The 26,789-nt window shown below is 41.5% G+C and carries 20 protein-coding genes; 7 read left to right on the top strand and 13 right to left on the bottom strand.

The window, feature by feature from the left end:
• Positions 1-147 precede the first annotated feature (147 nt).
• Positions 148-1,236, top strand: a complete 1,089-nt coding sequence (locus V7K40_RS24560) for a fatty acid desaturase (RefSeq protein ID WP_334964363.1) — start codon at positions 148-150, stop codon at positions 1,234-1,236.
• A gap of 707 nt (positions 1,237-1,943) precedes the next feature.
• On the opposite strand, the gene V7K40_RS24555 is transcribed toward V7K40_RS24560, so the two are convergent.
• Entirely contained in the window at positions 1,944-2,132 is a 189-nt protein-coding gene (locus tag V7K40_RS24555) for a hypothetical protein (protein ID WP_334964361.1), read from the bottom strand.
• A 227-nt stretch (positions 2,133-2,359) separates the two neighbouring features.
• Between V7K40_RS24555 and V7K40_RS24550 the strand changes: the two genes are divergently transcribed.
• The 3 genes from V7K40_RS24550 (at position 2,360) to V7K40_RS24540 (ending at position 5,568) form a co-directional block, all read left to right on the top strand.
• Positions 2,360-2,668: a hypothetical protein gene (locus V7K40_RS24550; RefSeq protein ID WP_334964359.1), complete on the top strand. Its 309-nt coding sequence runs from the start codon at positions 2,360-2,362 to the stop codon at positions 2,666-2,668.
• A 303-nt stretch (positions 2,669-2,971) separates the two neighbouring features.
• The gene (locus tag V7K40_RS24545) at positions 2,972-3,847 is read left to right on the top strand and encodes an SDR family oxidoreductase (protein ID WP_334870325.1); all 876 of its coding nucleotides are present in this window, start codon (positions 2,972-2,974) and stop codon (positions 3,845-3,847) included.
• 224 nt (positions 3,848-4,071) lie between these two features.
• Positions 4,072-5,568, top strand: a complete 1,497-nt coding sequence (locus V7K40_RS24540; RefSeq protein WP_334964357.1) for an HlyD family efflux transporter periplasmic adaptor subunit — start codon at positions 4,072-4,074, stop codon at positions 5,566-5,568.
• Positions 5,569-5,916: 348 nt separating this feature from the next.
• Here the strand turns inward: V7K40_RS24540 and V7K40_RS24535 are convergent, their stop codons facing one another.
• From V7K40_RS24535 to V7K40_RS24520, 4 genes are all read right to left on the bottom strand, one after another.
• Complete coding sequence (locus V7K40_RS24535; RefSeq protein ID WP_334964355.1) at positions 5,917-7,545, bottom strand: S8 family peptidase; 1,629 nt, start codon at positions 7,543-7,545, stop codon at positions 5,917-5,919.
• A gap of 1,026 nt (positions 7,546-8,571) precedes the next feature.
• Positions 8,572-11,319: a peptidase domain-containing ABC transporter gene (locus V7K40_RS24530; protein WP_334964353.1), complete on the bottom strand. Its 2,748-nt coding sequence runs from the start codon at positions 11,317-11,319 to the stop codon at positions 8,572-8,574.
• On the bottom strand, positions 11,268-12,050 hold the full coding sequence (locus V7K40_RS24525) for a peptidylprolyl isomerase (protein WP_334964351.1): 783 nt from the start codon (positions 12,048-12,050) through the stop codon (positions 11,268-11,270). Before V7K40_RS24525 ends, V7K40_RS24530 begins: the two co-directional genes overlap by 52 nt.
• 440 nt (positions 12,051-12,490) lie before the next feature.
• Positions 12,491-13,336, bottom strand: a complete 846-nt coding sequence (locus V7K40_RS24520; protein ID WP_334964349.1) for a TIGR00297 family protein — start codon at positions 13,334-13,336, stop codon at positions 12,491-12,493.
• A gap of 506 nt (positions 13,337-13,842) precedes the next feature.
• Between V7K40_RS24520 and V7K40_RS24515 the strand changes: the two genes are divergently transcribed.
• Positions 13,843-14,274, top strand: a complete 432-nt coding sequence (locus V7K40_RS24515; protein ID WP_334964347.1) for a VOC family protein — start codon at positions 13,843-13,845, stop codon at positions 14,272-14,274.
• A 196-nt stretch (positions 14,275-14,470) separates the two neighbouring features.
• On the opposite strand, the gene V7K40_RS24510 is transcribed toward V7K40_RS24515, so the two are convergent.
• A complete protein-coding gene (locus tag V7K40_RS24510) occupies positions 14,471-15,103 on the bottom strand; it encodes a triacylglycerol lipase (protein ID WP_334964345.1) in 633 nt (210 codons plus the stop codon).
• Between the two features lie 415 nt (positions 15,104-15,518).
• Here V7K40_RS24510 and V7K40_RS24505 point away from each other — a divergent pair, with 415 nt between their 5' ends.
• Positions 15,519-16,064 carry a hypothetical protein gene (locus tag V7K40_RS24505; RefSeq protein ID WP_334964343.1) on the top strand — a complete coding sequence of 182 codons (546 nt, stop codon included), beginning with the start codon at positions 15,519-15,521 and terminating at the stop codon, positions 16,062-16,064.
• 54 nt (positions 16,065-16,118) lie between these two features.
• Here the strand turns inward: V7K40_RS24505 and V7K40_RS24500 are convergent, their stop codons facing one another.
• The 5 genes from V7K40_RS24500 to V7K40_RS24480 all read right to left on the bottom strand — a co-directional run bounded on the left by V7K40_RS24500 (position 16,119) and on the right by V7K40_RS24480 (position 23,350).
• Positions 16,119-18,392, bottom strand: coding sequence for a VIT domain-containing protein (locus tag V7K40_RS24500; RefSeq protein WP_334964341.1), 2,274 nt, complete (start codon positions 18,390-18,392; stop codon positions 16,119-16,121).
• 78 nt (positions 18,393-18,470) lie between these two features.
• On the bottom strand, positions 18,471-19,535 hold the full coding sequence (locus V7K40_RS24495; RefSeq protein WP_334964339.1) for a tetratricopeptide repeat protein: 1,065 nt from the start codon (positions 19,533-19,535) through the stop codon (positions 18,471-18,473).
• A gap of 64 nt (positions 19,536-19,599) precedes the next feature.
• The gene (locus V7K40_RS24490) at positions 19,600-20,307 is read right to left on the bottom strand and encodes a 16S rRNA (uracil(1498)-N(3))-methyltransferase (protein ID WP_334964337.1); all 708 of its coding nucleotides are present in this window, start codon (positions 20,305-20,307) and stop codon (positions 19,600-19,602) included.
• 346 nt (positions 20,308-20,653) lie between these two features.
• Positions 20,654-22,570, bottom strand: a complete 1,917-nt coding sequence (gene sir / locus V7K40_RS24485) for a sulfite reductase, ferredoxin dependent (protein WP_334964336.1) — start codon at positions 22,568-22,570, stop codon at positions 20,654-20,656.
• A gap of 240 nt (positions 22,571-22,810) precedes the next feature.
• On the bottom strand, positions 22,811-23,350 hold the full coding sequence (locus V7K40_RS24480) for a hypothetical protein (protein ID WP_334964334.1): 540 nt from the start codon (positions 23,348-23,350) through the stop codon (positions 22,811-22,813).
• Positions 23,351-23,855: 505 nt separating this feature from the next.
• On the opposite strand from V7K40_RS24480, the gene V7K40_RS24475 reads away from it, so the two are divergent.
• Positions 23,856-24,797: an ADP-ribosylglycohydrolase family protein gene (locus V7K40_RS24475; RefSeq protein WP_334964332.1), complete on the top strand. Its 942-nt coding sequence runs from the start codon at positions 23,856-23,858 to the stop codon at positions 24,795-24,797.
• Positions 24,798-24,852: 55 nt separating this feature from the next.
• Here the strand turns inward: V7K40_RS24475 and V7K40_RS24470 are convergent, their stop codons facing one another.
• On the bottom strand, positions 24,853-25,857 hold the full coding sequence (locus V7K40_RS24470; RefSeq protein WP_334964330.1) for a transposase: 1,005 nt from the start codon (positions 25,855-25,857) through the stop codon (positions 24,853-24,855).
• Between the two features lie 21 nt (positions 25,858-25,878).
• A complete protein-coding gene (locus V7K40_RS24465) occupies positions 25,879-26,730 on the bottom strand; it encodes a hypothetical protein (RefSeq protein ID WP_334964328.1) in 852 nt (283 codons plus the stop codon).
• Positions 26,731-26,789 lie beyond the last annotated feature (59 nt).

The following is a 26,789-nucleotide window of genomic DNA, read 5'->3' as shown; positions in this document are numbered from 1 at the left end:
AAATTTTGCAATATACCTCTTGTAAAATTCTTTTGTGTTATGGTAAGAAGCTAGCTTACTTATTGTGAATTAAATCGTCTGAGTTTAAAAACGCTATGATTTACCACAAAACTGTACTTGGTTAAATTATCTACATGACAATTATTTATGAATGTTAATACTGAGCAAACACTTATTCACCAGAAAATATATGCGAAAACATTACGTTCCCTCATTTCACCTGAAGCATTTATTCCCGATCCAAGTAAGTTAATTATCTTGTTCATTAATCTGGCAATTTTGATTCTAGGCTGGATGATAGCGGCGCGGTTAGATTGTTGGTCGCCATACCTTTTATGGCTTTATCTACCTTTAAGCATCATTATGGGCAATAGCGTGGTTGTCTTACTATTTAGCACCCACGATTTGATGCATGGTAGCGTAATTAAAAATGCCCGGTTAATCTATATCATTAGCTTTGTAGGGCTAACAATGTTGTGGATGCCACCAACGTTATGGAAATCAGTTCATAACCGAGTACATCATAATCACACTAATGATTTAGGCGACCCAGATCGCAATTACCTATATGAACAGTCTGCAACCTGGGGAAAATGGATTCAGGACTTATTTGTACCTTCAACTGAAGTCAACCCTATATGGTTCACAGTGGGATTGACTTCTGCTTGGGGAGTACATACTTTTCGTAATCTGACATCTGTATTATTTTTCAATCATGAATCCGTCGATTATGTTCCTGCTGCATTTACAGTCAGTCCTAAAGATCGTCGAGCGATCGCACGGGAATTATTGATGATGATAATGATTCATCTAAGTATCATAATTTATCTTCAATTTGAACCTATAAAACTTATACTTGGTTACTTTTTACCGATTGTAATTGGTTATGCTGGAGTAATTTTTTATATTTATACAAATCATTTACTTTGTAGAATGACCAGCGTTAATGATCCATTGATTAATAGTATGTCTATTCAGGTTTATAAAATATTTGACCTGTTGCATTTAAATTTTTCTCACCATACTGAACATCATATTTTTCCAGGAATGAACTCTGACTATTATGTTCTGGTTAGGGATTTGTTAGAAACTCACTATCCTGAACGCTTTAATTTATTGAATGCTGGGGAGGCTTGGTATTTGCTGCTGCAAACTCCCCGGCATTATAAAGATGAAAATACTCTTACAGATTGGTCGGGAAAAAAGTCTGTTCCCTGTCCTACAAGTAACACTTAAAAAGCTGACTTTTTATGGTATCTGGAAAATCTCTCTCCTTTCAGGAGAGGGACTCTGAATTTTTCCCCCTTCCCGTTTTGGGAAGGGGGTTAGGTTTTTTGTGGGCTTTTCCACATAACGTGAAAAGTCAGTCAAAAAGGACTCCTGCAAATGAATGCGCTGCTAGATACCGAGGATTTTGCAAGAAATATCGACCGCAGGTAAAGCCAGAAAAAAGAAACCACTGGGGGAGTCGCCTGTTAGCGGGAATGAAGATTAAAGTTAAGTCGAAAATGTCCAACCTGGGGTATTAGTACTAATTTAAGCCCTAACGAAGGTCATTCGCGGCTATTTATTTTTTTATTTGGGAGTCTTTAAAGTTGAATTTAATAAGCAAAATGGCATTTGACTTACTCAAAAGCTATGTTTGTTTACTCATTCCAGTGTTTTCCGCAAGCAAAATGAGCTTTGACTTACTCAAACCCCAGTTTGCTTTATCATTTCAGTGTTTTCCGCAAGCAAAATGAGCTTTGACTTTCTCAAACCCCAGTTTGCTTTATCATTTCAGTGTTTTCCGCAAGCAAAATGAGCTTTTACTTTCTCAAACCCCAGTTTGTTTACTCATTTCGGTATATTCCGCAAGCAATCAAGCATATTGCTATTTCAATATGCTTGATTGCTGACTCATTCCAGTAATTCACACACTCGTGATAACTATCCCTTTGAGATTACTTTTCTCTATCTTTGTCTAATGCTTCCTGGATTGCACGACGACAAAATTCTGGAGAATCATCCTTGGTAGATAGTTCTTCTTTCATAGTTTTTGTAACACGTAAGTTAAGACGCTCACTTAAAGGTTCTTCCCTCTCTGATTTAAATGGTTTTAAATTTTCTGGATGACCTTTAGGGTTAGGCATTTATGTATAAATATAAATACAATTTGAATCACTGGTAGGCATTAGATTAAATCGTTTATTGGTGGTTGCTACAACTTGCCGGAAGTACAACCACCAATATCCAATTTCAAAAATGGACACTACTATAGGACTTACGCAAAAACCCTCTCAAACTCTCATTCCTCCGTGACCTCTGTGCCCTCTGTGGTTCGTTTTCCGTTACGCGTGCGTAAGTCCTATACTATTTTATGTTCACGCGTTCTGAACTTGAAATCAAGACTATTAAAGAATTACGCGACTTGTGTCGTAGATACGGCATCAAACCAACCGGGAATGCAGGATACAAAACCTCGTACATCGTAACTCTGATGGCATTTCCATTTTTAGCGCTACAACAAATGAAGCAAGGTAAAGGGTTAAAATTCCCTAACTTTAACGCTATCCAGATAATCAGTTCTGCTATTGAAGAGATGAATTCACCCACGGATGAGCAAGCAGCACTAATTCGGATAACTTTAGAGGGAAGGAAAATGAGCTATCCTGACCGATACGACTAGGAGAACCTACTGAACTTGCACAAGGCTAAGATGTCGCTTGAACAAGCTATTAACTTGTTGAGCCAGTAAAACTAATCCCATTACCCTATCCCCTGCATCTACAAAGATATGGGGGATAATTTGTAGAGTATTAAGATAAATAAGGTGTGATCTATTGGCTTAGTTGGCGTGAGGATATCTTGAGCATAGTAACAAAGTATAAAGATATGCTCATGTTGTTTAAGTATTGCTCAACGGATTTTGAGCATATATCAAGGATTTCAAAAACTATAAACGCTGAAAGTATTCAATTTAGGTATTTATATGTTTCTAGTAACTGGAGCAACGGGAGGAATTGGTCGCAGAGTTGTGCGACTCCTACGGCAACGAGACCAGTCTGTGCGGGCATTTGTCCGCCTTAACTCGCGCTACAGCGAGTTAGAACACCGGGGTGCAGAAATTTTCATCGGTGACTTGCTAGAGGAAAAAGATATCCAAAAAGCTAGTCGGGATATCCAGTATATTATCAGCGCCCACGGTTCTGATAGCGATGCCCTATCTTTAGATTACCGCGCCAATATTGAACTGATTGACCAAGCAAAAGCCAATGGCGTAGAGCATTTTGTCTTTATTTCTGTATTGGGAGCCGATCGCGGATATGAAGACGCTCCTGTGTTTAAAGCCAAACGAGCAGTAGAGCGATATTTGGCAGCTAGTGGCTTAAATTACACAATTTTACGCCCAGCTGGATTAGCATCTAACTTGCTGCCACTAGTAGAACGATTTCGGGAAACGGGATTGTATTTGCTGATTGGCGATCGCAAAAATCGTACCTCAATTGTCAGTACCGATGATTTGGCAAGAATAGTGGTGGATTCTGTGACAGTTGAAGGTGCTCGCAACCAGATTTTACCAGTGGGAGGGCCAGAGATTTTATTACGAGAAGATATTCCCCGAATTTTTGGTCGGATCTTCACCAAAGAGCCAGTAATAATTAACTCACCATTATTTCTCATTGATGGGTTACAAGGTGGATTGGGTTTATTTAATCCCCAAATCCAAAAAGCTTTGGGAACCTATCGCACATTGCTAGCAAATGAATTTTTCTGTACAAAAGATGAAATTGCCAATTTAGAGGCGATTTTTAACTTCCAGTTGGAGACATTAGAAAACTTTTTGCGGCGTTATCTAGCTGTTTGAATTAAGTAATGGGGCATGGGGCATGGGGCATAGGCAGAAAAACTAATACCCAATGTCCAATATCCAGTATCCAATTCCCAGTGCCCAATACCCAATACTTCGACTCCCAACTCTTGGAGAGGCTGCGCCCTAAACGTAGCTATGCCGCAGGCTTTACGACTACGCTCAGGGCAAGTCCCTCAATACAAGTGCCCAATGCCTAATTACCGATAATCTAAAATTCTATGAAATCTTCCCTAGCTGCAAATGCTGCTCAAGCCCGTCAGACAAAAGAGCGATTCGCTCAACCAGAGGAACAACTCACTTATGAATTGGGGAAGGCGGTACAGGAATTGCCACCCCTGTACACTAGATTATTAGCGGGAACGATGAGCGTCATCGTATTTGGGGCGATCGCCTGGGCGCACTTCTCACAAATAGATGAAGTAGCAACAGCGCAAGGGGAATTAATTGCTTCCACACAGGTAAGACCGGTGACATCCTTGGGTGGGGGGTCAATTGTCGCCGTCAAAGTGCAAGAAGGCGATCACGTTACCAAAGGTGAAGTTCTGATTCAAAAAGATCCAGACTTGCAAGTAACCGATGTTTCCCGCCTAGCCAAATCTACTAGATTGATTCAAGACGATTTGCAACGTTTGGATGCAGAACGCACCGGAGGCAAAACTACTGGGACGAAAGTGCAAGATGAACTTTTAAATTCCCGCCTGCAAGACTTCCAAGCTCGTCAATCAGCGGCGGAAGCAGAAGCAAATCGCCAAATAGCACTCATCAATCAAGCCAAAGTCCGCTTGACTCGATTGCAAGACAACTTAGCTAATGCCAAAAGCAGCGTTACCAATGCCAAAACCAACCTTGTCAACGCAGATAGCATCCGAATTAAAATTGAAAGTAATTTAGCGCTTGCTCAACAAAGGGAAAAAAGCCTACGCACCCTAATTACTCCTGGCGCTGTACCTCGTGTCGATTACTTGGATGCTCAAGAAAGATTAACTCGTGCAAAAACAGAAATCACTAGATCACAAGATGAAGTAACCAACGCCCAGAATAAAATCACAGAGGCTCAAGATAAAGTCACATCATTAGAAAAAGATATTGCTGCCCAAGTCCAAGAAATTCACCAAGCAGAACAAGCTTACAACGCTGCACGCAGTCAGACCGAGCGTGTATCATCAGAACGCCAAAGTGAAATTTTGACCCAGTTCAACAAGCGTAAAGAAGAACTGACAACTGCTCAAGGTCAATTAGAGCAGGCGAGGAAGCAGCAAGCTTTAGAAACGATTGAGGCTCCCGTTGCTGGTACGATTTACAGAGTCAAAGCCACCAAGGGGCCAGTGCAATCTGGTGAAGAATTGCTGTCAATTTTGCCAGAAGGCGAAGAAATGCTCCTAGAGGTGAAAGTTCTCAACCGCGATATTGGGTTTATTCGTCAAGGAATGAAAGCAAAAGTGAAAATGGCGACTTTCCCCTTCCAGGAATTTGGCACTGTGGATGGCGAAGTCATACAAGTCAGTCCGAATGCAATTGTTGATAAAGAATTGGGGTTAGTTTTTCCCACCAGAATTAAGGTAAATAAACACTCAGTGAACGTGCGGGGTCAAGAAGTAGAATTTACACCAGGAATGGCTGCTACAGGTGAAATTGTCACTCGTAAAAAGTCAATTTTGACATTCATTACTGAACCTGTGACACGACGATTCAGTGAGGCATTTTCTGTTAGGTAGGTTTATAGTTTCTCCTGTTTGAACAAAATGTTCCCTCTCATTTCAGACAACCTACAAAAGAGCGATCGCACTCTATTATTCCAAGCAATAGAAAGGCGATCGCTGCCAATTAACTTTTGTAAAAAAGAGCGATCGTCTATTTTATCTCATCGTGTGATAGCTTTTTATCAAATATATTCTTTCTAAAATATATGTTCTTTTCGCCTGGTATGCATATCGGGTAAAGATTGTTAGCAATAATTATAAAAATGTAGAGACGCGAAATTTCACATCTCTACAAACTTTTTCAGTTGGTTGATTTTCTGAAGCGAGCAGTATTAAACTCAACTGCAAATCGCTATATAATTTTCAAGCGATACCCAAAAATTTTCTAGACTGCTCTAATTGTTTTTGGATTTCCTCTAGTAATTTGCCAAAATCAGGATTATCCTGATCATCATTATCATCATTGCTATCCACATTGATGCTGCTCAAAATCTTCTCAGAATTTTGGAATTGCGACCATAATTCTGGATTGGCTAATCCGTTATTACCTTCGGTTGATGTCTGATAGTTTGTCCTTTCTGTAATTGCCTGACCTGTTAAAGAACCGACATGAGAACTATTAAAACTAGAAATTGTCTGGGATGTCAGATAATTTGCTGTTTGTGTGTTGATGTGTAGCAAGTTGTCGTCAGACATCGCCTGCCTTGCCTGAGAATTGACATTGGAAAGATTAAAACTAGAGCTTGTAGCTTGTGTGCTATTTATTGCTGTGCTTGCAATCACCTGATTCGCTAGAGAACTGACATTAGAAAGATTAAAACTAGTACTTGTAGTTTGTGTACTATTTCCTGCCGTTTCTGTGACAATCTGACGGACTTGGGCATCAGTCAGGTTGGGGTTAGCACTAAGCATCAGAGCAACTACGCCAGCAACGTGGGGAGCAGCCATAGACGTGCCGCTATAAGTGGCATATTGATTATTCGGAACTGATGAGTAGACCTTGACTCCTGGGGCTGTGACGTAAGCGATTTCCTTCGTTCCAGAGCGGTTAGAGAAGTCAGGCATATTATTATTTCTATCTACTGCCCCAACTGCAATTCCCGACTTGGATGCATAGCTGGCGGGATACTCTGGTGATGAGCCACCATCATTACCTGCTGCCATGACGACAATCACTCCTTTGCTGCTGGCATAGTCAATGGCTGACTCTAAAGTCCGATTGGAAGATGGCCCTCCTAAACTGAGGTTAATCACATTAGCTCCATTATCTACAGCGTAGCGAATACCTTTAGATATGGAATTAAAGGAACCGGAGCCAGATTCATCCAAAACTTTGACGGGCATAATCTTGGCATCATAGGCAATACCAGTGACACCATAGTTATTATTTTCTCCTGCGATCGTGCCGGAAACATGAGTACCATGACCATTATTATCTAGGGTGTTATTGTTTTGATCAGCGAAGTTCCAGCCGTAATTATCATCAACATAACCATTGCCATCATCATCTATACCGTTACCTGCAATTTCCTTGGTATTCGTCCAGATATTATTTTTTAAATCCTCGTGGTTATAGTCAACCCCAGTATCTACAACAGCGACAACAACACCTTTACCTGTGTATCCATGTGCCCAGGCTTCCGGTGCTTTAATCAGGTCTGCTCCCCAATTATTGCCACCAAGATCAGGAACATCAGCAAAGGTATTCTGACCAGCAGCTTTAGCCACTGCTGCTGCTGCGTTAATCAAGCCATAGCCATTGGTGGAGTTATAATTCGCAGTATTAAAAGCAGTAGCAGTAGTGTTACTGCTATTTTTAGAGTCACCCCTATTTTGCAACTGCACATCAGCATCGGCTGAGTTGTAGCTACTACGTCCGATTGAGTTAAGGCTGTAGTCATCCTTCGTATTAAAGGTATCTAATGAAGAGATTGAAGTGACATTGAGCCGTTTATTTGACAACACATTGTTATTTACATGATCAATGCTCATAAGTATTTTTTCTCAAAGATAGCAATCTTTATTTGACAACTTGAAGCGTTAAAACCTTTTGTCAAAGGTTTTAATGTGTGAATAAACTCCATTGTCAATAATTACTATGGAATTTAAGAAAAAATTGCTAATTTTACTACTAAAAAACGTTCTAAAAATAGTGCTTTTTCTAAAGAGTCAATTTACAACTTTTTGCATCTAAATTGAATTTAAGAAAAAATTGCTAATTTCACTACCAAAAAACATTCTAAAAATAGTACTTTTTCTAAAGAGTCAATTTACAGCTTTTTGCATCTAAATTGAGTACATCCTTTACCCACTTATAAAGCAGGGCTGTTTCATTCCACAAGGGAGAATAGTTTGTCAATATCGTTGGATAGAAATCTGTAAGCGGAAGTGATGAAAGAATAACCATTTCGACGCAAAATATTTAGTGCGAGCTAATCGCACAATTGAGAGATTCACAGGAGCATTTCCCGTGCGTATAGTCAAGTTGTCTTCATCAGAAACTACATCCTTGACCCAATAGAGGCGATTTTCAATTCCCCAATGTCCGCGAATCCCGTAGGCGAAATCAACTGCTGAACGTATAAGACTGCTTATATAATAAACAACATACCCGTAGTTAAAAAATTGTCTGTTGTAGCGATCGTACTCGGTTGGTCAAAAGTCGTCATAGGATGATTTATCGATAATTCAGTTTTTTATTAATGGACTTTTTGTTGGTAAGTAGGGAGGTACAATTAAATATAAGATAAAACCTCACCTCAATCCCTCTCCTTGGTAAGGAGAGGGAAGCCGGAGGCAGGGTGAGATTTTATATTTAATTTGACCCACTTAGGATCGTGAATTAAATAAGGTGTAATACATTTCCCGTGGATATACGTCACCAAACAGCAAAACGCTCTCTGGGATTGAGAGCGCTTTTAGTTGAATTATTGAGGTTAAATAGGGGTTGGCTGCTTATCTAACAAGCGTTTTAAAAGCCGAATAGGAAAGGTGATGTTAAATCTAGACTTGGCATCACTAGATATTTGCTTGCTGCCGTTGATATAGTGACCAGTACAAACCTTTTTGTTGCAACAACTGTGAGTGAGTACCACGTTCAGCAATCACGCCTTGCTCCAACACTAAAATCAAATCAGCACGTTTGAGGGGGGCAAAGCGGTGAGCAATCAGAAACACGGTACGGTTAGCGGAAATTTTTTGCAGGTTTTGCAGTACCTGCTGTTCAGTTTCACTATCCAAAGCGCTGGTAGCTTCATCTAAAACTAAAATCGGCGCTTGGGAAAGAAATAGCCTTGCTAAGGCAATACGTTGTCTCTGTCCGCCAGATAAAGCTGTACCGCGTTCACCAACATTGGTTTCGTAACCGTAGGGTAATTGACTGATAAAGTCGTGGGCCACTGCTAATCTTGCCGCCTCTACTACTTTCTCTGCGGTAATGTCAGGACTACCGAGAGTGATATTTTCCAAAATGGAACCGTTGAATAAAAAGTCTTCTTGAAGAACTACACTAACTTGTTGCCGCAGTGAAGCTAAATCGGCACTTTTAATATCAAAACCATCAATCAGGATGCGTCCTGATTCAATTTGATAGAGGCGTTGCAATAGCTTAGACACCGTACTTTTACCAGAACCGCTGCGTCCGACAATGCCAACAAATTGCCCTGGTTCGACATTGAAAGATATTCCCCGCAGAATTGCTTCAAAGTTTGGCTGGTAGCGGAAAAATACTTGCTCGAAGGTGACTTGACCTTTCAGGGGTGGTAAAACTAGGCCAGTTCCCAGTTCAGCTTCTGGAGAGACGTTAAGAATATCACCAATGCGATCTACAGAAAGTAGCACTTGTTGGAGATTTTGCCACAACTGTACTAAGCGCAAAAGTGGCCCTGTGACTCTGCCAGACAGCATTTGAAAGGCAACTAGCTGTCCGATTGTGAGCTTTTGTTCGATGACTAACTTGGCTCCAAACCAGAGAATCAGCATGGTGGAAAAATTGGTGAGAAAGTCACCGATGTTGCTGCTGATATTGGAGGTGGTAGAAGCTTTGAAACCTGTGCGAATGAAGCGAGCAAACAAGCCTTCCCAGCGATCGCGGGCTACTGGTTCTGCTGCATGGGCTTTAACAGAGTGAATTCCTGTGATTGTCTCCACTAGAAACGATTGACTATCGGCACTGCGGTTAAAAGTTTCGTTGAGCCAGTTACGCAGAATTGGTGTTGCAACTATCGTCAATGTGGCAAACAGCGGCAGTACTGCTAAGGCGACAAAGGTGAGTGGAACATTATAGTAAAACATCAATGCCAGGTACACCACAGCAAAGATGCTATCCAAAATCACAGTTAATGCTGTACCTGTGAGAAACTGACGAATTTGTTCGAGTTCTTGGACTCGTGCTATTGTGTCTCCGACGCGCCGCGATTCAAAATAAGCCAAAGGCAGACGCATTAGGTGGCGAAATAGCTGTGCTGATAAACTCAAATCCAGACGACGGGCTGTATGAGTAAAGATGAATAGGCGCAGAATACCAAGTATGGACTCAAATATGGCTACGAACAAAAGTGCGATCGCCATCACATCGAGAGTCGGCAAACTCCCCTGCACCATCACTTTATCAATGACAACTTGCGTAATTAGCGGTGTTGTTAACCCCAAAAGCTGCAAGGTAAAAGATGCTAACAATACTTCTGTTAGCAATTCCTTATACTTCCAAACTGCTGGGGTGAACCAAGTGAGGTTAAATTTTTCTTGCTGAGATATTAGTTCTACTTGCCACAATTGTCCATCCCAAGACGCCTCAACTATCGACTGCGGCAAGCTTTCGCAAATCCGATCAGGATTTAGAGGGTTAGCGATAATTAGGCGATCGCTCTTAACTCCATAGGCTACCACCCAAGATGGACTTTGGGGTGAGTCAGAATTCCACAGCAGTAAGGCTGGAAATGACAGCTGTCGCAACTCACCCCAATTCACTTGTAAGCGCCGCACCACTAACCCTACCTTTTCTGCTGCTTCCACAACCTGTTTTGGGTGTTGTCCTCTGAGTTGGCGCTGCACCCATTCCAGTTGCACAGAATTTTCTAATTGTTGCGCCACCATTGTTAAACAAGCAGCAGCGGTGTTCCAGCTGGCAACAAACGGATAATTTGAGACGATTAGATTGGCGGCTGGGAGTCCTCTTTGGGGTTGGAGGCTGTGGGGGCTGGAAGTTCCCTCTGAGGCTGGCGCTAGTGAACGAGTGGAAGAGAAAGAAAATGTCTCCCTTTCTCTCTCCATGCCCACTGGTAACACTTGCCAGAACTCCTGAATTTGTGGGTTAGAAAATTCTGCCCACAATGCTGTATCCCAATACACTACTACCACTTCTTTACTAGCAGCTACAGCTTTAAAATCCGCAGACAGCTTTTGTAAGTCACCAAACCAATCCCCTACATCTAGGGCGGCTATTGGTTTGCCAACGCCCTCTTGAGACAGTGTGTTGGGTGGCTTTGCCGACTTGTCGCGACTGTCGTCTCGCAAGCGAACTTTTCCAGCCACAATCAAGAATTGATAACCACCGACATCGCTTGACCAGATTTTTTCTCCAAGACGATACTGACGGGTTTGGGACTCATTTTCCAATCGGGATTGTTGTTCGGGAGTCAACCAGCATAGCGGTGGCTGATTCCAAGGCAAAGAAGCTAGCACTTTTAATCGTAAAGATTCATTATCCAGAATATTTAACTCACTTGTAATTTGACTGTCAGTTTTTGAATTTTCTCTGCTAGCCATTTCTCAAATAACTCATTTTGTAGTGCAAGATTTAGTTGAGTATCTTCTAAAGACGCTGGCAGAAATTGTTCTACTCGAAACAAACCATAAGGTCCTTCTCCTTGGGGAGAGTCTTTGCCAACGATTTCTATTGGTCCTACTAATTGTCCAGGACTCGCCACATCAATAGCTGCCCGTAATATATCCGGCATACTTCCTCGGCTGACTATTCCCATCATGCCGTTCACAATTCGGTCATCTGAAAGTGAATACTCTTTAGCTAGTTGCTCAAAGCTACCTCCTTCTTCAATTTGGGTTTGTAGTTCGTCTGCCAGTTCTTGATTATCAACAACGATCCGGGAAAGCACTACCCGATCCAAAAAAATTTTGCGTTCAATAAAATATTCTTGGAGTTTTGGTTGGGTAACTACAGCTTTTAGCTTTTCTAACTTGTAACCAAAAGCAACCGATGTGTGAAAGGTAGCGTAATCTGTGTTATTAGTCTTTAACCATTCTTGAAAACTTTCGGGGTCAGTCAGTTGATTTTTCAGCCTAAAGTCAATAATTGCCTGTTCAGTTATTGCTGTACCAATCTCAACATCGTCTCGGTTTCGGATTTCTTCTTCAATTACGTACTGGCGAAGAATATCCCCAATGAAGTGTCCCAATTTTCCAGAGGCTTGCAGGTACTTTATTGCTTCCTCAAGAGAAATTATTTGGTCATTGATTGTCAAAAATGATAAAGGTTCCATGAATTAATTATGTTAATATGGTTAAACACTTATAGGACTTTTAAATTAAATCATACATATAGAAATTATCTTGTCCTTGATGGATCAATATGATAAATATTCCATGAACTAATTACATCTAAATGGTCAAAAAATTATATACCTAGTAAATAAAATAATTTCCCATGATTACTTTTACGGTCTAGTGGGGACAAAACAGGATTGAAAATATCAGTTGTAAAGCAAGTTGTATAACCAAATCTTTATAGATTTAGAGAAATGCTCAGGTAGGTAGGCGAAAATAAAGCAAAACATATTAAGAATTATTTCTTGCCAGTTTTCTATCCTAGTTGCTAAAAGTCAAGCCACTGCGTTGCTCAGGTGACCAAAGATTGTCGCAAGTGGTGCAAAAAACCCATACTATACCCGATATTAACGAGTAATTGTTTATTCTCACCGAGCTACTTAATGATGCTGATCCATGTCCAGGCAAGTAGCACAGCCGCGATCGCACCGATTAAAGTATTAAAAATATTCACTACTTCATTGGTCAGCCAAGTATACTTAGATTGCAGTGTTGCCCCAATCACACTTTCTAAGTTGGTGGCAATAAATGCTGCCAGTACACACCAAGCTACTCCCAATAGATCAATTAAACCAACTCCCCAACCAACAAATGCGATCGCTACAGAAGCTACAATACCAGCTAAAGTTCCTTCCAAGCTTACCGCCCCTTCGGTACCGCGAGGCACTGGTTGGAATGTGGTAATTAGAAAGGTGCTTTTACCATACGCTTTACCGACTTCGCTAGCAGTGGTGTCAGCCAGCTTCGTACTGAAACTCGCTACATAGCCTAACAAAAGTAGGGACTGGAGACTTGTACTGAGCATCTCGGCTTCGCTCAATGGAGCTGGCGTCGAAGTATTGGGGACTAGAAATTGGGCACTAGGTACAATAAATCCCGAATTTATTATCCCTACTCCCAAAGCACACAGCGCTCCAGTCAAAGCCGAACCCCAAACATTTTCTGGGCCTCTTGCCCCAGAACGCTTTTCAGCAATTCCTTCAGCCTCCTTCTGCGCCATACCAATACGGGTAACCCCAGAACCAACCAGAAAATAGAACATTACTACTGCATATCCTTGCCAGCCTAGAGTTACCCAAATTAAGATGGCTAGAAACCAGGCGTGGAATAACCCTGCTGGAGTAAGCAGCTTTTTCGGCGCAATCCAAGCTAAACCCAATAGAATTGTGTTTAATCCTACCGCCACCAACCAGGGATTAACAGAATCAATTAAGGATGACATCAGCAATTAATCATGAGTAATTTTGTCTGAATATCAACAGAATAACGAATTTATCACCCTTAGTGCTTAATTTCTGATACCTCCCCAGTTTAAGTAATATGTTCGTATTATTACCTAAATTGCGTAGGCATAACTCTAAAAGCTGAGTATAAAACTACAAACAATGTCTTAGATATACACTGCAATATTGACTAAAGAACCTGGATTAAACAAAATGCAAAACTTCTGTTTAGCTAGGTGGACTCTTCGAGTGCGTAACGCACCCAACACATCCTAAGAAAGTTTTAAGTTATTAAATCTACGTTCCTAAGTGTGTGCTCATGCAAACCTAAATTAGTATAGCTGCCTGGTGCAGCGGCTGAAGTAGTACTCAGTTCCCAATCTTAGTCATCAGGATAAAGGATATAAGTTAATGTCAATTAAAACTGTGTTCAAGTTGACCACAATCAAGACTTAACAGCATAAATTGTAGATAGCATCAACTACTAGTTTTTTCCACACAAGCTATGAGCCAAACTTTATTCCATCTTGCTTTCCCTGTGACTGACATTGCCCAAACAAAAGCATATTACGTGGACGGCTTGGGCTGTATTCCTGGTCGTGAAAACCAGCACGCCCTGATTCTCAATCTCTACAGTCATCAACTAGTGGCTCACGTCAGCAAAGAACCCTTGGCACCGCAACGCACTATCTATCCCAGACACTTTGGGCTAATTTTTACTCAAGAACGTGACTGGCAGGATTTACTAGAAAGGGCACAACAGCAACAGCTACTTTTTCGCGAATCAACTAAAAACCGCTTTGTTGGTTCTCCTCTTGAGCATCGTACTTTCTTTTTAGAAGATCCTTTTTATAACCTAATGGAGTTCAAATATTATCGTCACCCAGAGGCAATTTTTGGAAGTTACGAACATACACAAATTGGTGATAGGACTTAAGCAATTCAAAATTAAAAATAAAAGAATGCAAGTATAACAAGTATCCTGGCTACTAACTGGATGCTTTCTTAAGGAAGAGCAGTTTAATCCGCTTTCAATCCGCTTGGGTTAAGCTGCACAATCTTTAAATATCTCCCTTAATCCTCTTTAAAAAGGGGGAAATAGAGCCATTCTGAGCAAGCTTTTTTAGCGGATGTTAGGGGGATCGAGCCTTATCCGAACCGTATTGAATCCGCTCTGCTAAAGCTGCTGTGACTACTGCTAAACTCTTAGAGTCTGTCAGCATCCACGGGTGGAAAGAAACTGGCACAACTACCTCTTCTCCTACGGGCATTTGTGAACTATTCGCTGGGACAATCATCAAATCATAAGGTGTCCAGATAGATGTAAAGTTTAGCTGTCTTAACATATCAGCATCAGAATTCAAATCTTTGAGAAAAAGGCTGTTGGAGCGCATTTGTATACAACCAGGACGTTGGGAAGCATAAGCAACCACAGTTCCATGATGAGGCGAAGAGATCGTGATAAACCTCTGTACGCGGTTAATTCCTCCCAATCGTTGAACATAGTAACGGCTGACAATTCCTCCCATGCTAAAGCCGACTAAATCTAGGTGTTGTTCTGACGCAAAGCTGGCCGTAACATAATCGGCTACTTGCTTTGCCAACTCATCAAGAGCCACATCACCATTATTAGGAACCAGATTCAAGCTATATACAGACCAACCCCGTTGTATTAGGTATGCCCTCATTTTATGGAAAACTGCCTCTGTGTCGTCAATCCCGTGTATTAATAAGACGGGATTGCGCTGCTGATGTTCAGTGTTCATCTACCAAAGCCGGCTAAATTAAGTCTGTAGAAAATGTAACTGAGTACCGTTGCTATCTGTCAACAAACTATGACACTCCTCCTACTGGTTAAAAGTAAATCGTTTGCTTTTCTCCAATCAATAATTTTCAAACAAAGAAATGTTAATTATTGTGAAGCCTGCTTTCAGGATCTTGCTCTTAGTTACAGTAAAATTTAATAATTAGTTCTCGGTGATACAGGTGGCAACTGCTTGCAAGAAAACATTTGCCCTCTAGTTTTACTACAATGTTGATTAAGTGTTGATTAAGCACAAACCTATAATGGTTGTCACCAGAATGGGGTGACGCAAAGCATAAAATGTAACATTTTGTCGTAATTTTTAACAATTACGGTTGAGTTTCAAATATAAAAGGTAAAAGGCAGGAGCAATTGTAATGGGTTTTATCAAAAAGTCAATTTCGAGTATTCAGGGTTTTCTTAGCGGTATTCTGGGTTTCATTACTGGATTGTTACCAGGAAAGAAGAAAAGCAACGGCTACTTCTTAGAATTGGACGAAGCCAAAGATGCTGTGAAAGATGCTGCTGAAGAAGTAGCATCGAATGTGAAGAAAGTAGCAGAGACAGTTGGATCGAATGCTAAGAAAGTAACCGCAACAATTGGATCAGAAGCACCAGATCCATCTAAGCCAGATTCATTGAATGGAACAAAAACCGCCACAGCCAAGGGTAAGGCAAAATCAGCTAAAAATCCCAAACCAGCTGATGTTACGCTAGTTCAGACTGCTGAGGGTCTTAAAGTTGAACCTGGCAAAAATGCAAAAGCCGCAGCAGCCAAAGTACTCAAAGAGGAGCCAAAAGAAACAACGTTTGCGCCTAAATATCTCGCTCCTTCGGCTACTAGCTCTAATGGGCGGCGGCGTCCAGGAGCAAATATGAGTGCTTATTTAGACATGGCACGTCAGGTTAAAAAGCCTGGTTAAGTTACAGAGACGCGGAATATTGCGTCTATTTCGTGTCTCTATAGTACCGATGAGTTAAGTGTGAATACGCAAAATTAAGACAAGTTTACCAGTTGTAGATGGAGGAACTCTCCAAACTAGGAGTGATCGCTTAATTTTCTCCACTACAACTGCATTTTTTAAGGTTGAGGTTTTTTCATCCAACACTACCCGTCCTACCCGACCTTTGTTCACAGTAAACTCAAAGACGATTTCACCACTGAAGTCGGAAGGCAAGTTTAATTGTTGAAGGTGTTGGCTTAGGTTAGCAATTCGTATTTCATCCAAGCCAGTGACGCTGATGACCTCTAACTGATGGTTGATGGCTGCGTCTGATATTTCATCTTGTTCCATCTCCTCGGAATCAAAGCTCAAAGAGATATCGACTTCTTTCGCTATTGGGGATTTTGGCGATCGCCTTTGCCGTCTTTTACGAGCAAAACCACCAGCAGGAGCGCTACTAGACATTCTTTCGTATTCGTAATAAACAGCTTCAGGCATTTCTACTGGCACTTGCATAGACATATATTCGCTTCCTGGTTCAACCCCCACGTCATCGCTGACAGCTACAAAAGCGGTGTATTGAGAAAGCAGTTGATAAGTTAAGGCAGTTTCTGTAACCGCTTCTACACCAGCCTTGGTTTCAAAGCTGATCATTTGATTCATCAAATCTTTGATGCAAGCACGTCCCCATAACTGAGCTACAGCAAGATTTCCTGTTTCATCAAATATGAGGTTAAATGTTTTTTCATAGTGCTTATCACCCGCACCAATGCCGGATATTTGCAGATTACCGCTGACTCTATCCTGTTTGCGACCAAACAAAACTAATGGTTGTTCGCTGAATAAATCAGGTGCTGTGGCTGGGTAAATAACAGGCGATTCTGTGTCACCTTGCCAAGAGATTTGAATATTTGTGAGTACGGGGTTGTTGATTTGCCTGTAAAACTTTTCGGCAACTTCTTCTGTGGGTTCATCATGACGAATAATTCTGGATATTCCCCGGCCAATTTCGGCGAGGCGATTCAGTAAAAAACGGTTAACTGAACTACCAGCACCAAAACTGTAAAGGCGATTTCCTGGTTGGAGGTGTTGTTGTACCTCTGCTAAAATCTCATTTTCGTTGCCGATGTAGCCATCGCTGAGGAGTACAACACTGCGTAATCTTCCGGCTGGTGTGGGGAAATTTATGGCTGTACGAATGCCACTGAGCATTTCTGTGCTGCCATCAGCTTGTAAATTGTTAATGTAAGCGATCGCTTTGGCACGATTTTCTGGTGTATTCGGTAGAGGTTTCTTTGATAACTGTCTGACTCTATTGGAAAAATCGATAATTGTGAAAGTATCGTTGGGATTCAACCCATTAATAAATCGCCGCATCAATTCTTGACACTTTTGCAACGGATCACCAGATTGTGAACCGGAAGTATCCACCAAAAATACGACATCTTTGGGGACAATTTCATCAGTAGAATATTCCAAAGCTGGAATCAAATAAATTGCAAAATGTCCGCCGCGATCGTCGGCTTGGGTTAATATCGTGGATTGAGTTTGTTGACCAGAAATTTGATAGCGGAGAATTAAATCTTTGTTGGGAATTGTATCTTCTCCAGCTAATTGAATCCGCACTATTTGACCTGAGTGTTCAGTTTTTAATTGATGTGAAGGAGAACATACTTGAGAAATTGCTAAACCTACATCAATTTCTACTGTGACATTAATATCGTGACGCGAGCGCATTCCTTCTGGGACTACAGGCGGTGTAATCCGAGAAGCATCAGGAACTTGGTCTGTATCACCGCTACCATCTATCGGCGTTCCTGGAATATATCTTGGGCCCACCACCGTCGGGAAAACAAATTCATAATTTCCCAACTCAAATTTTAAACTTTCGGTGTAACGAATTGTAACATCAATTTGTTCACCAGGTTTGATGTTAGCCAGAGACTGGGTAAAGATGTTGTCTCGTTGCTGTTCTAAAAGTCCGGCGGTGCGTCCTTCTTGTTTGGCCTTTTCGTAGATTTGTTGCGCTTCTTCACGTTTTTTAATATTACCTTTGATAACGCGGCTACCTATTTTGATTTCCATGTCATCCACCGCTGCCTCATCGGCTAACGGAAAGATATACACTGCTTCTAAAGGCTGCATGAAGGGATTTTCAAAGCTTTGAATCACCTCAACTCGTGATAAGTTACCTGCAATTTTTGCTAGAACTTCCGTATGCTTGAGCGGAAAAACTAGTTGCTCTCCTTGAAGGGATTGAACGTACAAACCGCCTAACTGTTGATTTTTGTTGGCTACTGTATTCATAGGTTATCTTATTTTATTTGTAAACTTACTTCTTAAGGTAGGCAATAGGTAATAGTAAACTTAATTACGAATTACGAATTATTTAATAAACACCAGTCCACTATATAAATGAAAAGCTGAGTCCCAATTAGTCTCTTCCCTGCGAAATAGATGAATGTGAGACTTGATATGGCCCAGCATTTCTGTTTGATCTAATGTTGTATCTGCAAAGGACGTGAAATCTGACCAAATTTTGACTTGAGGTAGTTGCTGGTCAATCCAATTTGATAAACTATTCCAATTAATTCTGATTGTATTTTGGCTAGCTTGGGGAATGATTTCTAAACCTTGCTGAAATTCATAGCCGTTGTCATTAAATCGGAGAATGCAACGTCTACCAGGTAGATGTAAATCACAAAACTGACTATAGTCTTGTGTTTGAGTTTTCCGTTCCAGTTTCCGGTAGGCATCAACATCTACAACTTGTTCAAAAATAGGCAAAAGTCCCACTACTCTTGCTGTGACTTCTGACCAATCAAAGGTGAGAGAACCGAGTTGATTTGCCTGGTTGCAGCAAACAACAGTAACTTGTAGGGTAGATTCCTGGAAATATTTGACTTGATAAACTTGAATTTGCTGAATTTGAGCTATTCTTGCCCAAAAGCAAGGAATGCCAGCCTGCTGTAGCTGTTTGCCATAAAATTTAAGTTCTCCTACTTGGCCAGTGCGGTACAACCTCCAGCCACGACTTGGCAGTATTAGTCGTGCAGTATAAGGGTCTAGCTGCATAATCTGGGCGAATTTTCGAGATGCTTCTGTTTTCATCTCGTTACTGAGAGGCTCTAAGACTAGTACGCCAAGTTCGGTGTTATTAGGTTGAGATGTTGCTTGGGAAATGGCTCTTTGTCTTTCTTCTAGCTCCATTTCTTGCAGTCGTCGCAAACCTTGACGTGATAACGTCACTATTTTGGTATTTGTTGTATCTCGCAGCAGTTGCCGATAAATTTTTTCTGCATCCTGATGCTTTCCAGATACTTCATGCAACCGACCAAGATAAAATTGTACCGAAGGATTGTCTGGTGATTCTTTTCGCAGCTGTTTGAGTAATTTAGCAGCTGTTTGATAATCTTTATGCTCAAAGGCGATCGCAACTTGCTCAATCATCACTTTAAATACACGCTGGAGTGATGTCTCGCGCAAAAGGAGATTTGCGTGAGCTATAAATCATTTATACTTCACAAATTGCGGTAATCAAGGATAATGCTACTACCGGGGCTGTAACTGCTCTCAGGATGCGGCGACCAAGGGAAACAGGTTGAAATCCAGCTGACTTCGCATTTTCAATTTCTTGTGTTGTCCATCCTCCCTCTGGCCCAGTAGCAATGACAATCTCCTTAGAGATGCTACTCAGGACTTTGTTTAAATGGGGATACTCTCCACGAGCCTCACAAATGTAGCGGTGACTTGTCTGATTCGCGGTGACAGCAGTATTAAAAGTAACAGGCTGTAAAATTGTTGGCACAAAAGAGCGCTCTGATTGCTCGGCGGCTTCTGTTGCGATGCGCCGCCAGCGTTCGAGTTTTTGAGGACTAGGATCAAGCAAAGTGCGATCGCTCAATACTGGTGCAATACAAGCTACTCCTAACTCTGTACAACACCGTACCACTTCATCAAATCCATTGCCTTTAGGTAGCGCCACCATCAGCGTAATCGATACAGGTAATTCAGTTTCTACTAAAAGCGGTTCTAAAACCTGTGCTTGCTCGCCTGCTAGCTGCGCTAACCACCATTTTCCTTTACCATCCATTGCAATAAAGCGATCGCCTTCACGCAAGCGCAATACACGCCCTAAATAATGCTGTTGTTCTTTTGTGAACAAAATTTGCCCTTGTTGGAATTGGGATGGTGCGAGCGCAATTCTTTGCAGTTGAGACATTGGATTGAGATTTTTAGTGATTAAAATCAGTTTTTTGCATTCCCTGTTACCTGTTAAGAGTTCTCTCTCTACGCAAATCAGTTCAGGAATCAAATCGGATTCCTATATATGAGAAGTATTTAGTGTAGTGTATTAATACAAACTTCAAATATTTAGATTTACTTGGTTTTATGGCTATATCAAGTTTAGTGAAAAATTTGTCCGTAGCTACTGTAGGAGCAATGGCTATGAATCTAGTAGCATTTCACCAAGCTTCTGCAAGTCCTCTTATTAATGGAGAGGCTAAAAAATATTGCCTCTCCATAATTGATGGTAACAAATTAAAAGTTCCCAATGAGGATTTTACTTACGACAGATTCTGGAAGTAAGCCTCTAGCGCTTCAGTCACTAACTGAGTCATCGGCTTACCTTGGCTTTGGGCTACTTCCTTCAACTTGCTATAAACCTGCTCTTTCAAATTCACCCGGTGGCGTGATTTGTTTGCACCATCGGCTGTTTGCGGGTCGTAGGTGGCAGTAAATTCCCGTATGGCATCAAAACCAACGCGAGCGCAAAAATCACCAAAGCTTTCCTTAGATTTTCGAGATTTCTTAAAGTAAACAAAAATCGGCTCTAGGAAGCTTTCCAAGTCATTATGGTGTAGCTTATCTGTGTAAGGTTGCGCTAGTCGAGTCTGATTTGGCGAACCCCCTAACCATAATTGGTAAGATTCTGGAGCGCTACCGACAAAGCCCAATTCTGCCAAGTAGGGACGAGCGCAGCCGTTGGGGCATCCTGTCATTCTTACCACAAAATGGTCATTTTGTAAACCTATTTTATCTAACAGAGTGCGAATCCGCTCCAAAATACCCGGTATTGCTCGTTCTGATTCCGTGATTGCCAAGCCGCAAGTGGGCAAAGCAGGACAAGCCATTGCATACCGCTCTAAAGGTTCGATTTTATCAGGATCAGAAACGACACCGTGACTATTGAGAATTTCTTGAATGGCTTCTTTGCTATCTGGTTCGATATCGTAAAAAATCAGGTTATGGTTGGGCGTCAGGCGAATAGGTAAGTTGAACTGCTCGACAATTTCCCGCAAGGCAGTTTTTAGTTGAAACGAACCTTCATCCTTGATTCGACCATTGTCAATGGAAATTCCTAAGAATAGCTTGCCATCACCTTGTTCGTTCCAGCCGAGGAAGTCGTGATATTTAAACTCTGGTAGTGGTTTGAAGGGTTCGACTGATTTACCGAAGTATTCTTCAACTTGGGCACGGAATTTATCTACACCCCAATCGTTGATTAGATATTTTAATCTGGCATGACGACGATCAGTGCGATCGCCATAATCTCTCTGGGTAGCAACAATCGCTTTCACTATATCGTAAACGTCATCTTTGGCTACATAACCGATGGGGTCTGCTAACCTAGCGAAAGTTTCTTCTTTACCGTGTGTTCTACCTAAGCCACCACCAGCAAAAATATTAAATCCTTCTAATTGTCCCTTCTTATTGGTAATTACTACCAAGGTCAGGTCTTGGGAATACAAATCAACCGAATTATCCCCTGGGACCGTCACGCAAATTTTGAACTTGCGGGGCATATAGTAAGTGCCATAAATTGGTTCTTCGTTGTTATGAATAATTGTGCCATTCCCATTGCGCTGTCGTGCCGCCTTCACCTCAGGGTTTTCTTCAGCACTAATTGCTTTTTCCCCATCCAACCAAATTTCGTAATAAGCGCCTGTTTGCGCTGAAAGTAAGTCAGCAATATTCTGGGCATATTCCCAAGCATACTGATACTCTGGGCGATTCTTAAAGGGGGCTGGTGGTGCCATCACGTTGCGGTTGATGTCGCCGCAAGCTCCCAAAGTCGTACCCAGGTTCTTGACAATTGTGGCGATCGCTGTCTTGAGATTCTTCTTTAAAATTCCGTGCATTTGGAAACCTTGACGGGTAGTTACTCGTAAGGTGTGGTTGCCATACTCATCAGCTAGTTTATCTAAAGCCAGATACAGCTGCTGTGGTACTAAACCACCTGGATTTTTTGTCCGCAGCATAAACTGGTAATCTTTTTCCTGTCCCTTGGTGCGGTTGTCACGGTTATCCTGCTGGTAAGAACCGTGATACTTCAAAAGCTGCACCGCATTTTCGGTAAAATGGGTAGTATCTTGAAGGATCTCAGTTGCTACAGGTTCACGCAAAAAATTACTATTTTCCTTGATTGCTTCTAGTTTGGAAGGCTTACGGTTAGTGATGGGGGAAGGAGCAGATTTAACCATTAGACTTGTATAGTATTCTCAATAAAGCATTACGTAGACGCCGAATCAGCACCCTTCGGCTACTTGATCCCCGGTAATCCGGCCGGAATAATGAGGAATATTTTAATTTTACCACGGCAAAAGTCGGCTTTCTCAGTGATGTAACACTTAACAAAATCAGCTTTTTGGAGTAGTGAGTGAAAAAATCCTAAGTCCTGAGTACTAAGTAAAGTATAGAGTGAGTGAGGACTCAATAATCTTTTATTTGAAGCTATAGTCAATACCATCATTGATGTTAACAGCAGAAGCATCGCTATTTTGGTAGGCACCAAGCCCTACCTTGGCATTAGTGTAGACGAGGAAATTGTTAGCAACTTCCTCGTCTACACCAGCACCTATCACTACTGAATCTCTGTTATCTATGGGAATTGATGAGCCATCTTTCTCTACAAAAGACCAACCACCAGTTAAATAAGCATTAGTTTTATTAGCGATGGGCACATCCACAGAAAGTTCTGGGATAATGGTACTCGTCTTATCACTCCAGAGGACATTACCGCGTGCAGAAAACGGCGTATTTCCTAATTTCACCCGACCTTTGATATTACCACCAAATGTGGCATCATCGTTGATGCCTTGTCCACCGCTGGTAACGCCAGCTGCAACACCAGCACCAACATAACTAGCATCAATAACTTTTTTGGTTTCAGCAGAAGCTTGACCAGCTGATTGAACAAAAGGAGTAACTATTAAGGAATACAATGCAGAAATTGTCATGAAAGACTTGAATAAGCGCTTCATAATTTTACCAAATTTTGTATTTTTTACTTATATACTCCAATTCAAAATCATCTAAAAATGTTCTAATTAATTCACAGACTTTATTAAATGACTCTTATTGATTCATAACACTTACAGGGTAACTATCTATGAAAATAATAAATAAGCTATTATAATTACATTTCAATATCTTTTCATCCTAATTCTTTATCTCAGGATAGACGCTTTTTAAACTAGCATAATATTTGGAACTCAAACTAATACTAATTATCAGTAAACTTGCACTAAATGGTTATTCCTTCTTGCTTGGCGTACTGGGCGTACTTGGCGGTTCGTTTAATAAAAATTAAGTGCATCTTCATAGCGAATTGGCATAAGTCAGGATATGGTAAATAAAATACCCGATTAACAACTTTTTACCGAGCTTTTCACATAGGATGAAAAAGTAGGCTGTAGCATCTGTTGCAACAAGCTATAGAGGGAATCTATAAAGTTAATTTTGAGCAATTATTGTGGAGATTGAATAATGCTAACCGCTGCAAAAACGTTGTCTGGTTTGATGGGTTTATGTGTCGGTGATGCGTTGGGTGTGCCAGTGGAGTTTACTAGCCGTGCTGAACGAGTGAAATCTCCAGTGACAACAATGCTGGGTTATGGCACATGGAATCAACCACCAGGAACTTGGTCAGATGACAGTTCGTTAAGCTTTTGCTTGGCAGAATGCCTTTGTAGAGGGTATTCGTTGGATGCTATAGCTAATTCCTTCTGGCGCTGGTACAAGGAGGCTTATTGGACTCCTCGTGGCGATGTCTTTGATATTGGTCAAACTACCCACACAGCAATTATGCGCCTGAAGCAGGGAGTTGTTCCCCATCAGGCGGGTGGCAAGGTTGAAAATAGTAATGGCAACGGTTCGTTGATGAGAATCTTGCCGATGGCTTATTGTCACAGAAACTTAACTTTAGGCGAATTGCTGGCGCGAGTACATGATGTTTCAGCGATTACCCATGCTCATGCGCGATCGCAAATGGCCTGTGGCATTTATATTAGTATTGCAGTGGCGCTGTTGGAAGGGGCTGACCTGCAAACAGCTTATTTACAAGCATTACAAGATATCCAAACAATTTATTCTGTGCGGGAATTTTTGTTAGAGAAGCCCCATTTTGGCAGAGTTTTGAGTGGTGACATTGCCAAGTTACCAGTGGAAGAGATTAATTCTGGTGGCTATGTGATTGATACCTTAGAGTCATCCCTGTGGTGTTTATTAAATACCTCGTCTTATTCTGAGGCGGTACTGAAAGCTGTTAACTTAGGCGGGGATACTGATACTACTGCTGCTGTGACTGGTGGGTTAGCGGGAATTTACTACGGGGTGGAAAATATTCCTCAAAAATGGATGAACCAAATTCCTCGTAGACAAGACATTATCTACTTGGCAGAGCGTTTTGCAAGGGCTGTCTATACTTAGAGTTAGGAGTTAAAAGTTAAGAGTTAAGAATTATAAAATTCCTAACTCCTAACTTCTAAAGTGTAGATAAAGAGTAAACCTGGCCATCAATCAACAGTCGTGTAATGCCCTTGGCTTGAAGATGGGTACGAGCCTTATGAAGCATTTTACTATCAGGAACTTTAATCACGCGATCGCGCTTAGTAGAAAAGCGCTTGGCGACACGATGGTTATCAAACACCGGCAAAGTTCTTTGCTGGGTTTCAAGGCTGGGAATTTGCCCCAAGTCACCAAAGTCCTTGAGAGGTCGAGTAATTAATTCCGAGGAACGGTCAATCACCAAATAGCAAGTTTTGGGCAAATTGGCTATCGACAGAGGTAAAACTTGAACTGATGCTTCACCTGGTCTTCGTTTTGTAACTAAAGGTCTTTGCTCATCTAGGTCATCGTCATCAAAGTCTTCTTCCTCAAAGTCGTCATCTTCTAAATCATCATCTTCTAAATCATCCAAATCCTCCGATTCGTCTAGCAAGTCTTCGCCTAGCATCTGCGCTATGACGGCCGCTCCTGGATGTTCATTCTTTAGCGGTGGGATGGGGATGCTAACTATTTCCGGTGGCTTGTGCTCTGGAGTTTCTAATTTCTCTGTGACTCGGAGCTTCGGTTTTTCCGATGCCGAGGGGCGTCGCCGCACCCGTCTACTAGCGGCGATTGACTCCGCCGTTTCTTCTGAGTAAAGTTCCTGCTCTAGATGAATTACCCGACGCGGCTGTGGCTCTACTTTTGGCACTTCCAAGGGTTGACTTTCACTTTCAGTGGGTGGAACTTCTATCTCAGGCTCTGGTTGAATCAGCAGGGGTAACTGCTCGTAGCTTACCTGCGCCCTACCCTCAGGAGTTCTAGCAGCCCGCTTTAAGGAGACCAAGTATTCATACTCATCTTCTGGCAAAGTGCTTTTGAGCAGGCGACTAATTGTCGAGTTACTCACACCATAGCGGTCTGCCAAAGTTGAGGTTGTTTCGGCAGTCTCTCGATATAACTTAAGAATTTCTTGCTTGTCAGAGTCTGTTAATTTTCTCACGGTAGATACCAAAAATCTTTACTAAGCTCGTTTTCGTCCGCTGGTACGCCGCGTTCGTCTTAGTGATGCGTCATATTCTAAGACAGCGCCCATGCCAAATAACACTCCACTAAATACCCAAAACACTTCTAATATCTCTCCACTTTGATAATTGGGACCTTGGGCGTATTTAAACCACATATCTGCAATGTAAAGCGAAAAGGCCGCCGCTGCAATCATTCGCCAAGACTGGGAAACTCTTCCCCCCCAAAAGGCTAAAAGCAGAATAGTAGCAATAATTAATAAAAGCACATCACTAACTACGTAAAACCAATTTAAAATAGCGACTAGTAGTTCTGTGGGTGTTTCCTGTTGCATAGAAATCCACCATGCCAACAAACTACCGAACACTGCAATTGCTAACACAATTAGCCACTGCCATTTTTCTAGATTGATTCGCCTGGAAGCCACAGCGAAAATCATACCTGCGCCAAGTAATAGATAAGTGAGTACAAAAAATATATCGCCTAAAGACACATCCGGTTCATTTTTTAAAACTATTTCGGTATAGCCGAAAATTATCCCCCCAACTAAATAGGAAAGCATACCTAAGCCAATTAAGAGCCAAACATTCCGGCCACTGACGATTTGTGGACTCAGCCAGTTCCTCAAGCATAAGATACCGGCACTCAAATAAGCTAAACCTTCAAAAATATTTGTGCCAATCACATACCACTCGGCCCGGCTTTCTATGCCATCTGCTCCGGGAACTTTGGCACTAAACAACAAATAGTATAGCAGTGCCAGTACGGCCCAGCCAATATTAGCTAAGACAATGTTCTGAGTGGTGAAAATGGATTTAGAAAGGAACGAATTATCGTAAGAGTTATTCATAAGACTTGACTATGTAGATGCACTCTGACAGTATTTTGAGTTAAAAAACTGTATATTTA

This window comes from Nostoc sp., assembly GCF_036917195.1.
Taxonomy (GTDB): Bacteria; Cyanobacteriota; Cyanobacteriia; order Cyanobacteriales; family Nostocaceae; genus Nostoc.
Note: the sequence above shows the minus strand (reverse complement) of the source record. Positions and strands in the feature narration are given on the sequence as shown.

Bases quoted from the DNA above. Each gene is read 5' to 3' on its own strand.
- V7K40_RS24510 (WP_334964345.1), bottom strand. From the start codon at position 15,103: ATGAACACTGAACATCAGCAGCGCAATCCCGTCTTATTAATACACGGG.
- V7K40_RS24475 (WP_334964332.1), top strand. From the start codon at position 23,856: ATGCTAACCGCTGCAAAAACGTTGTCTGGTTTGATGGGTTTATGTGTC.
- V7K40_RS24550 (WP_334964359.1), top strand. From the start codon at position 2,360: ATGTTCACGCGTTCTGAACTTGAAATCAAGACTATTAAAGAATTACGC.
- V7K40_RS24535 (WP_334964355.1), bottom strand. From the start codon at position 7,545: ATGAGCATTGATCATGTAAATAACAATGTGTTGTCAAATAAACGGCTC.
- sir (WP_334964336.1), bottom strand. From the start codon at position 22,570: ATGGTTAAATCTGCTCCTTCCCCCATCACTAACCGTAAGCCTTCCAAA.
- V7K40_RS24500 (WP_334964341.1), bottom strand. From the start codon at position 18,392: ATGAATACAGTAGCCAACAAAAATCAACAGTTAGGCGGTTTGTACGTT.
- V7K40_RS24540 (WP_334964357.1), top strand. From the start codon at position 4,072: ATGAAATCTTCCCTAGCTGCAAATGCTGCTCAAGCCCGTCAGACAAAA.
- V7K40_RS24525 (WP_334964351.1), bottom strand. From the start codon at position 12,050: ATGGAACCTTTATCATTTTTGACAATCAATGACCAAATAATTTCTCTT.
- V7K40_RS24545 (WP_334870325.1), top strand. From the start codon at position 2,972: ATGTTTCTAGTAACTGGAGCAACGGGAGGAATTGGTCGCAGAGTTGTG.
- V7K40_RS24515 (WP_334964347.1), top strand. From the start codon at position 13,843: ATGAGCCAAACTTTATTCCATCTTGCTTTCCCTGTGACTGACATTGCC.
- V7K40_RS24490 (WP_334964337.1), bottom strand. From the start codon at position 20,307: ATGTCTCAACTGCAAAGAATTGCGCTCGCACCATCCCAATTCCAACAA.
- V7K40_RS24530 (WP_334964353.1), bottom strand. From the start codon at position 11,319: ATGGCTAGCAGAGAAAATTCAAAAACTGACAGTCAAATTACAAGTGAG.
- V7K40_RS24520 (WP_334964349.1), bottom strand. From the start codon at position 13,336: ATGTCATCCTTAATTGATTCTGTTAATCCCTGGTTGGTGGCGGTAGGA.
- V7K40_RS24560 (WP_334964363.1), top strand. From the start codon at position 148: ATGAATGTTAATACTGAGCAAACACTTATTCACCAGAAAATATATGCG.
- V7K40_RS24465 (WP_334964328.1), bottom strand. From the start codon at position 26,730: ATGAATAACTCTTACGATAATTCGTTCCTTTCTAAATCCATTTTCACC.
- V7K40_RS24480 (WP_334964334.1), bottom strand. From the start codon at position 23,350: ATGAAGCGCTTATTCAAGTCTTTCATGACAATTTCTGCATTGTATTCC.
- V7K40_RS24495 (WP_334964339.1), bottom strand. From the start codon at position 19,535: ATGATTGAGCAAGTTGCGATCGCCTTTGAGCATAAAGATTATCAAACA.
- V7K40_RS24555 (WP_334964361.1), bottom strand. From the start codon at position 2,132: ATGCCTAACCCTAAAGGTCATCCAGAAAATTTAAAACCATTTAAATCA.
- V7K40_RS24505 (WP_334964343.1), top strand. From the start codon at position 15,519: ATGGGTTTTATCAAAAAGTCAATTTCGAGTATTCAGGGTTTTCTTAGC.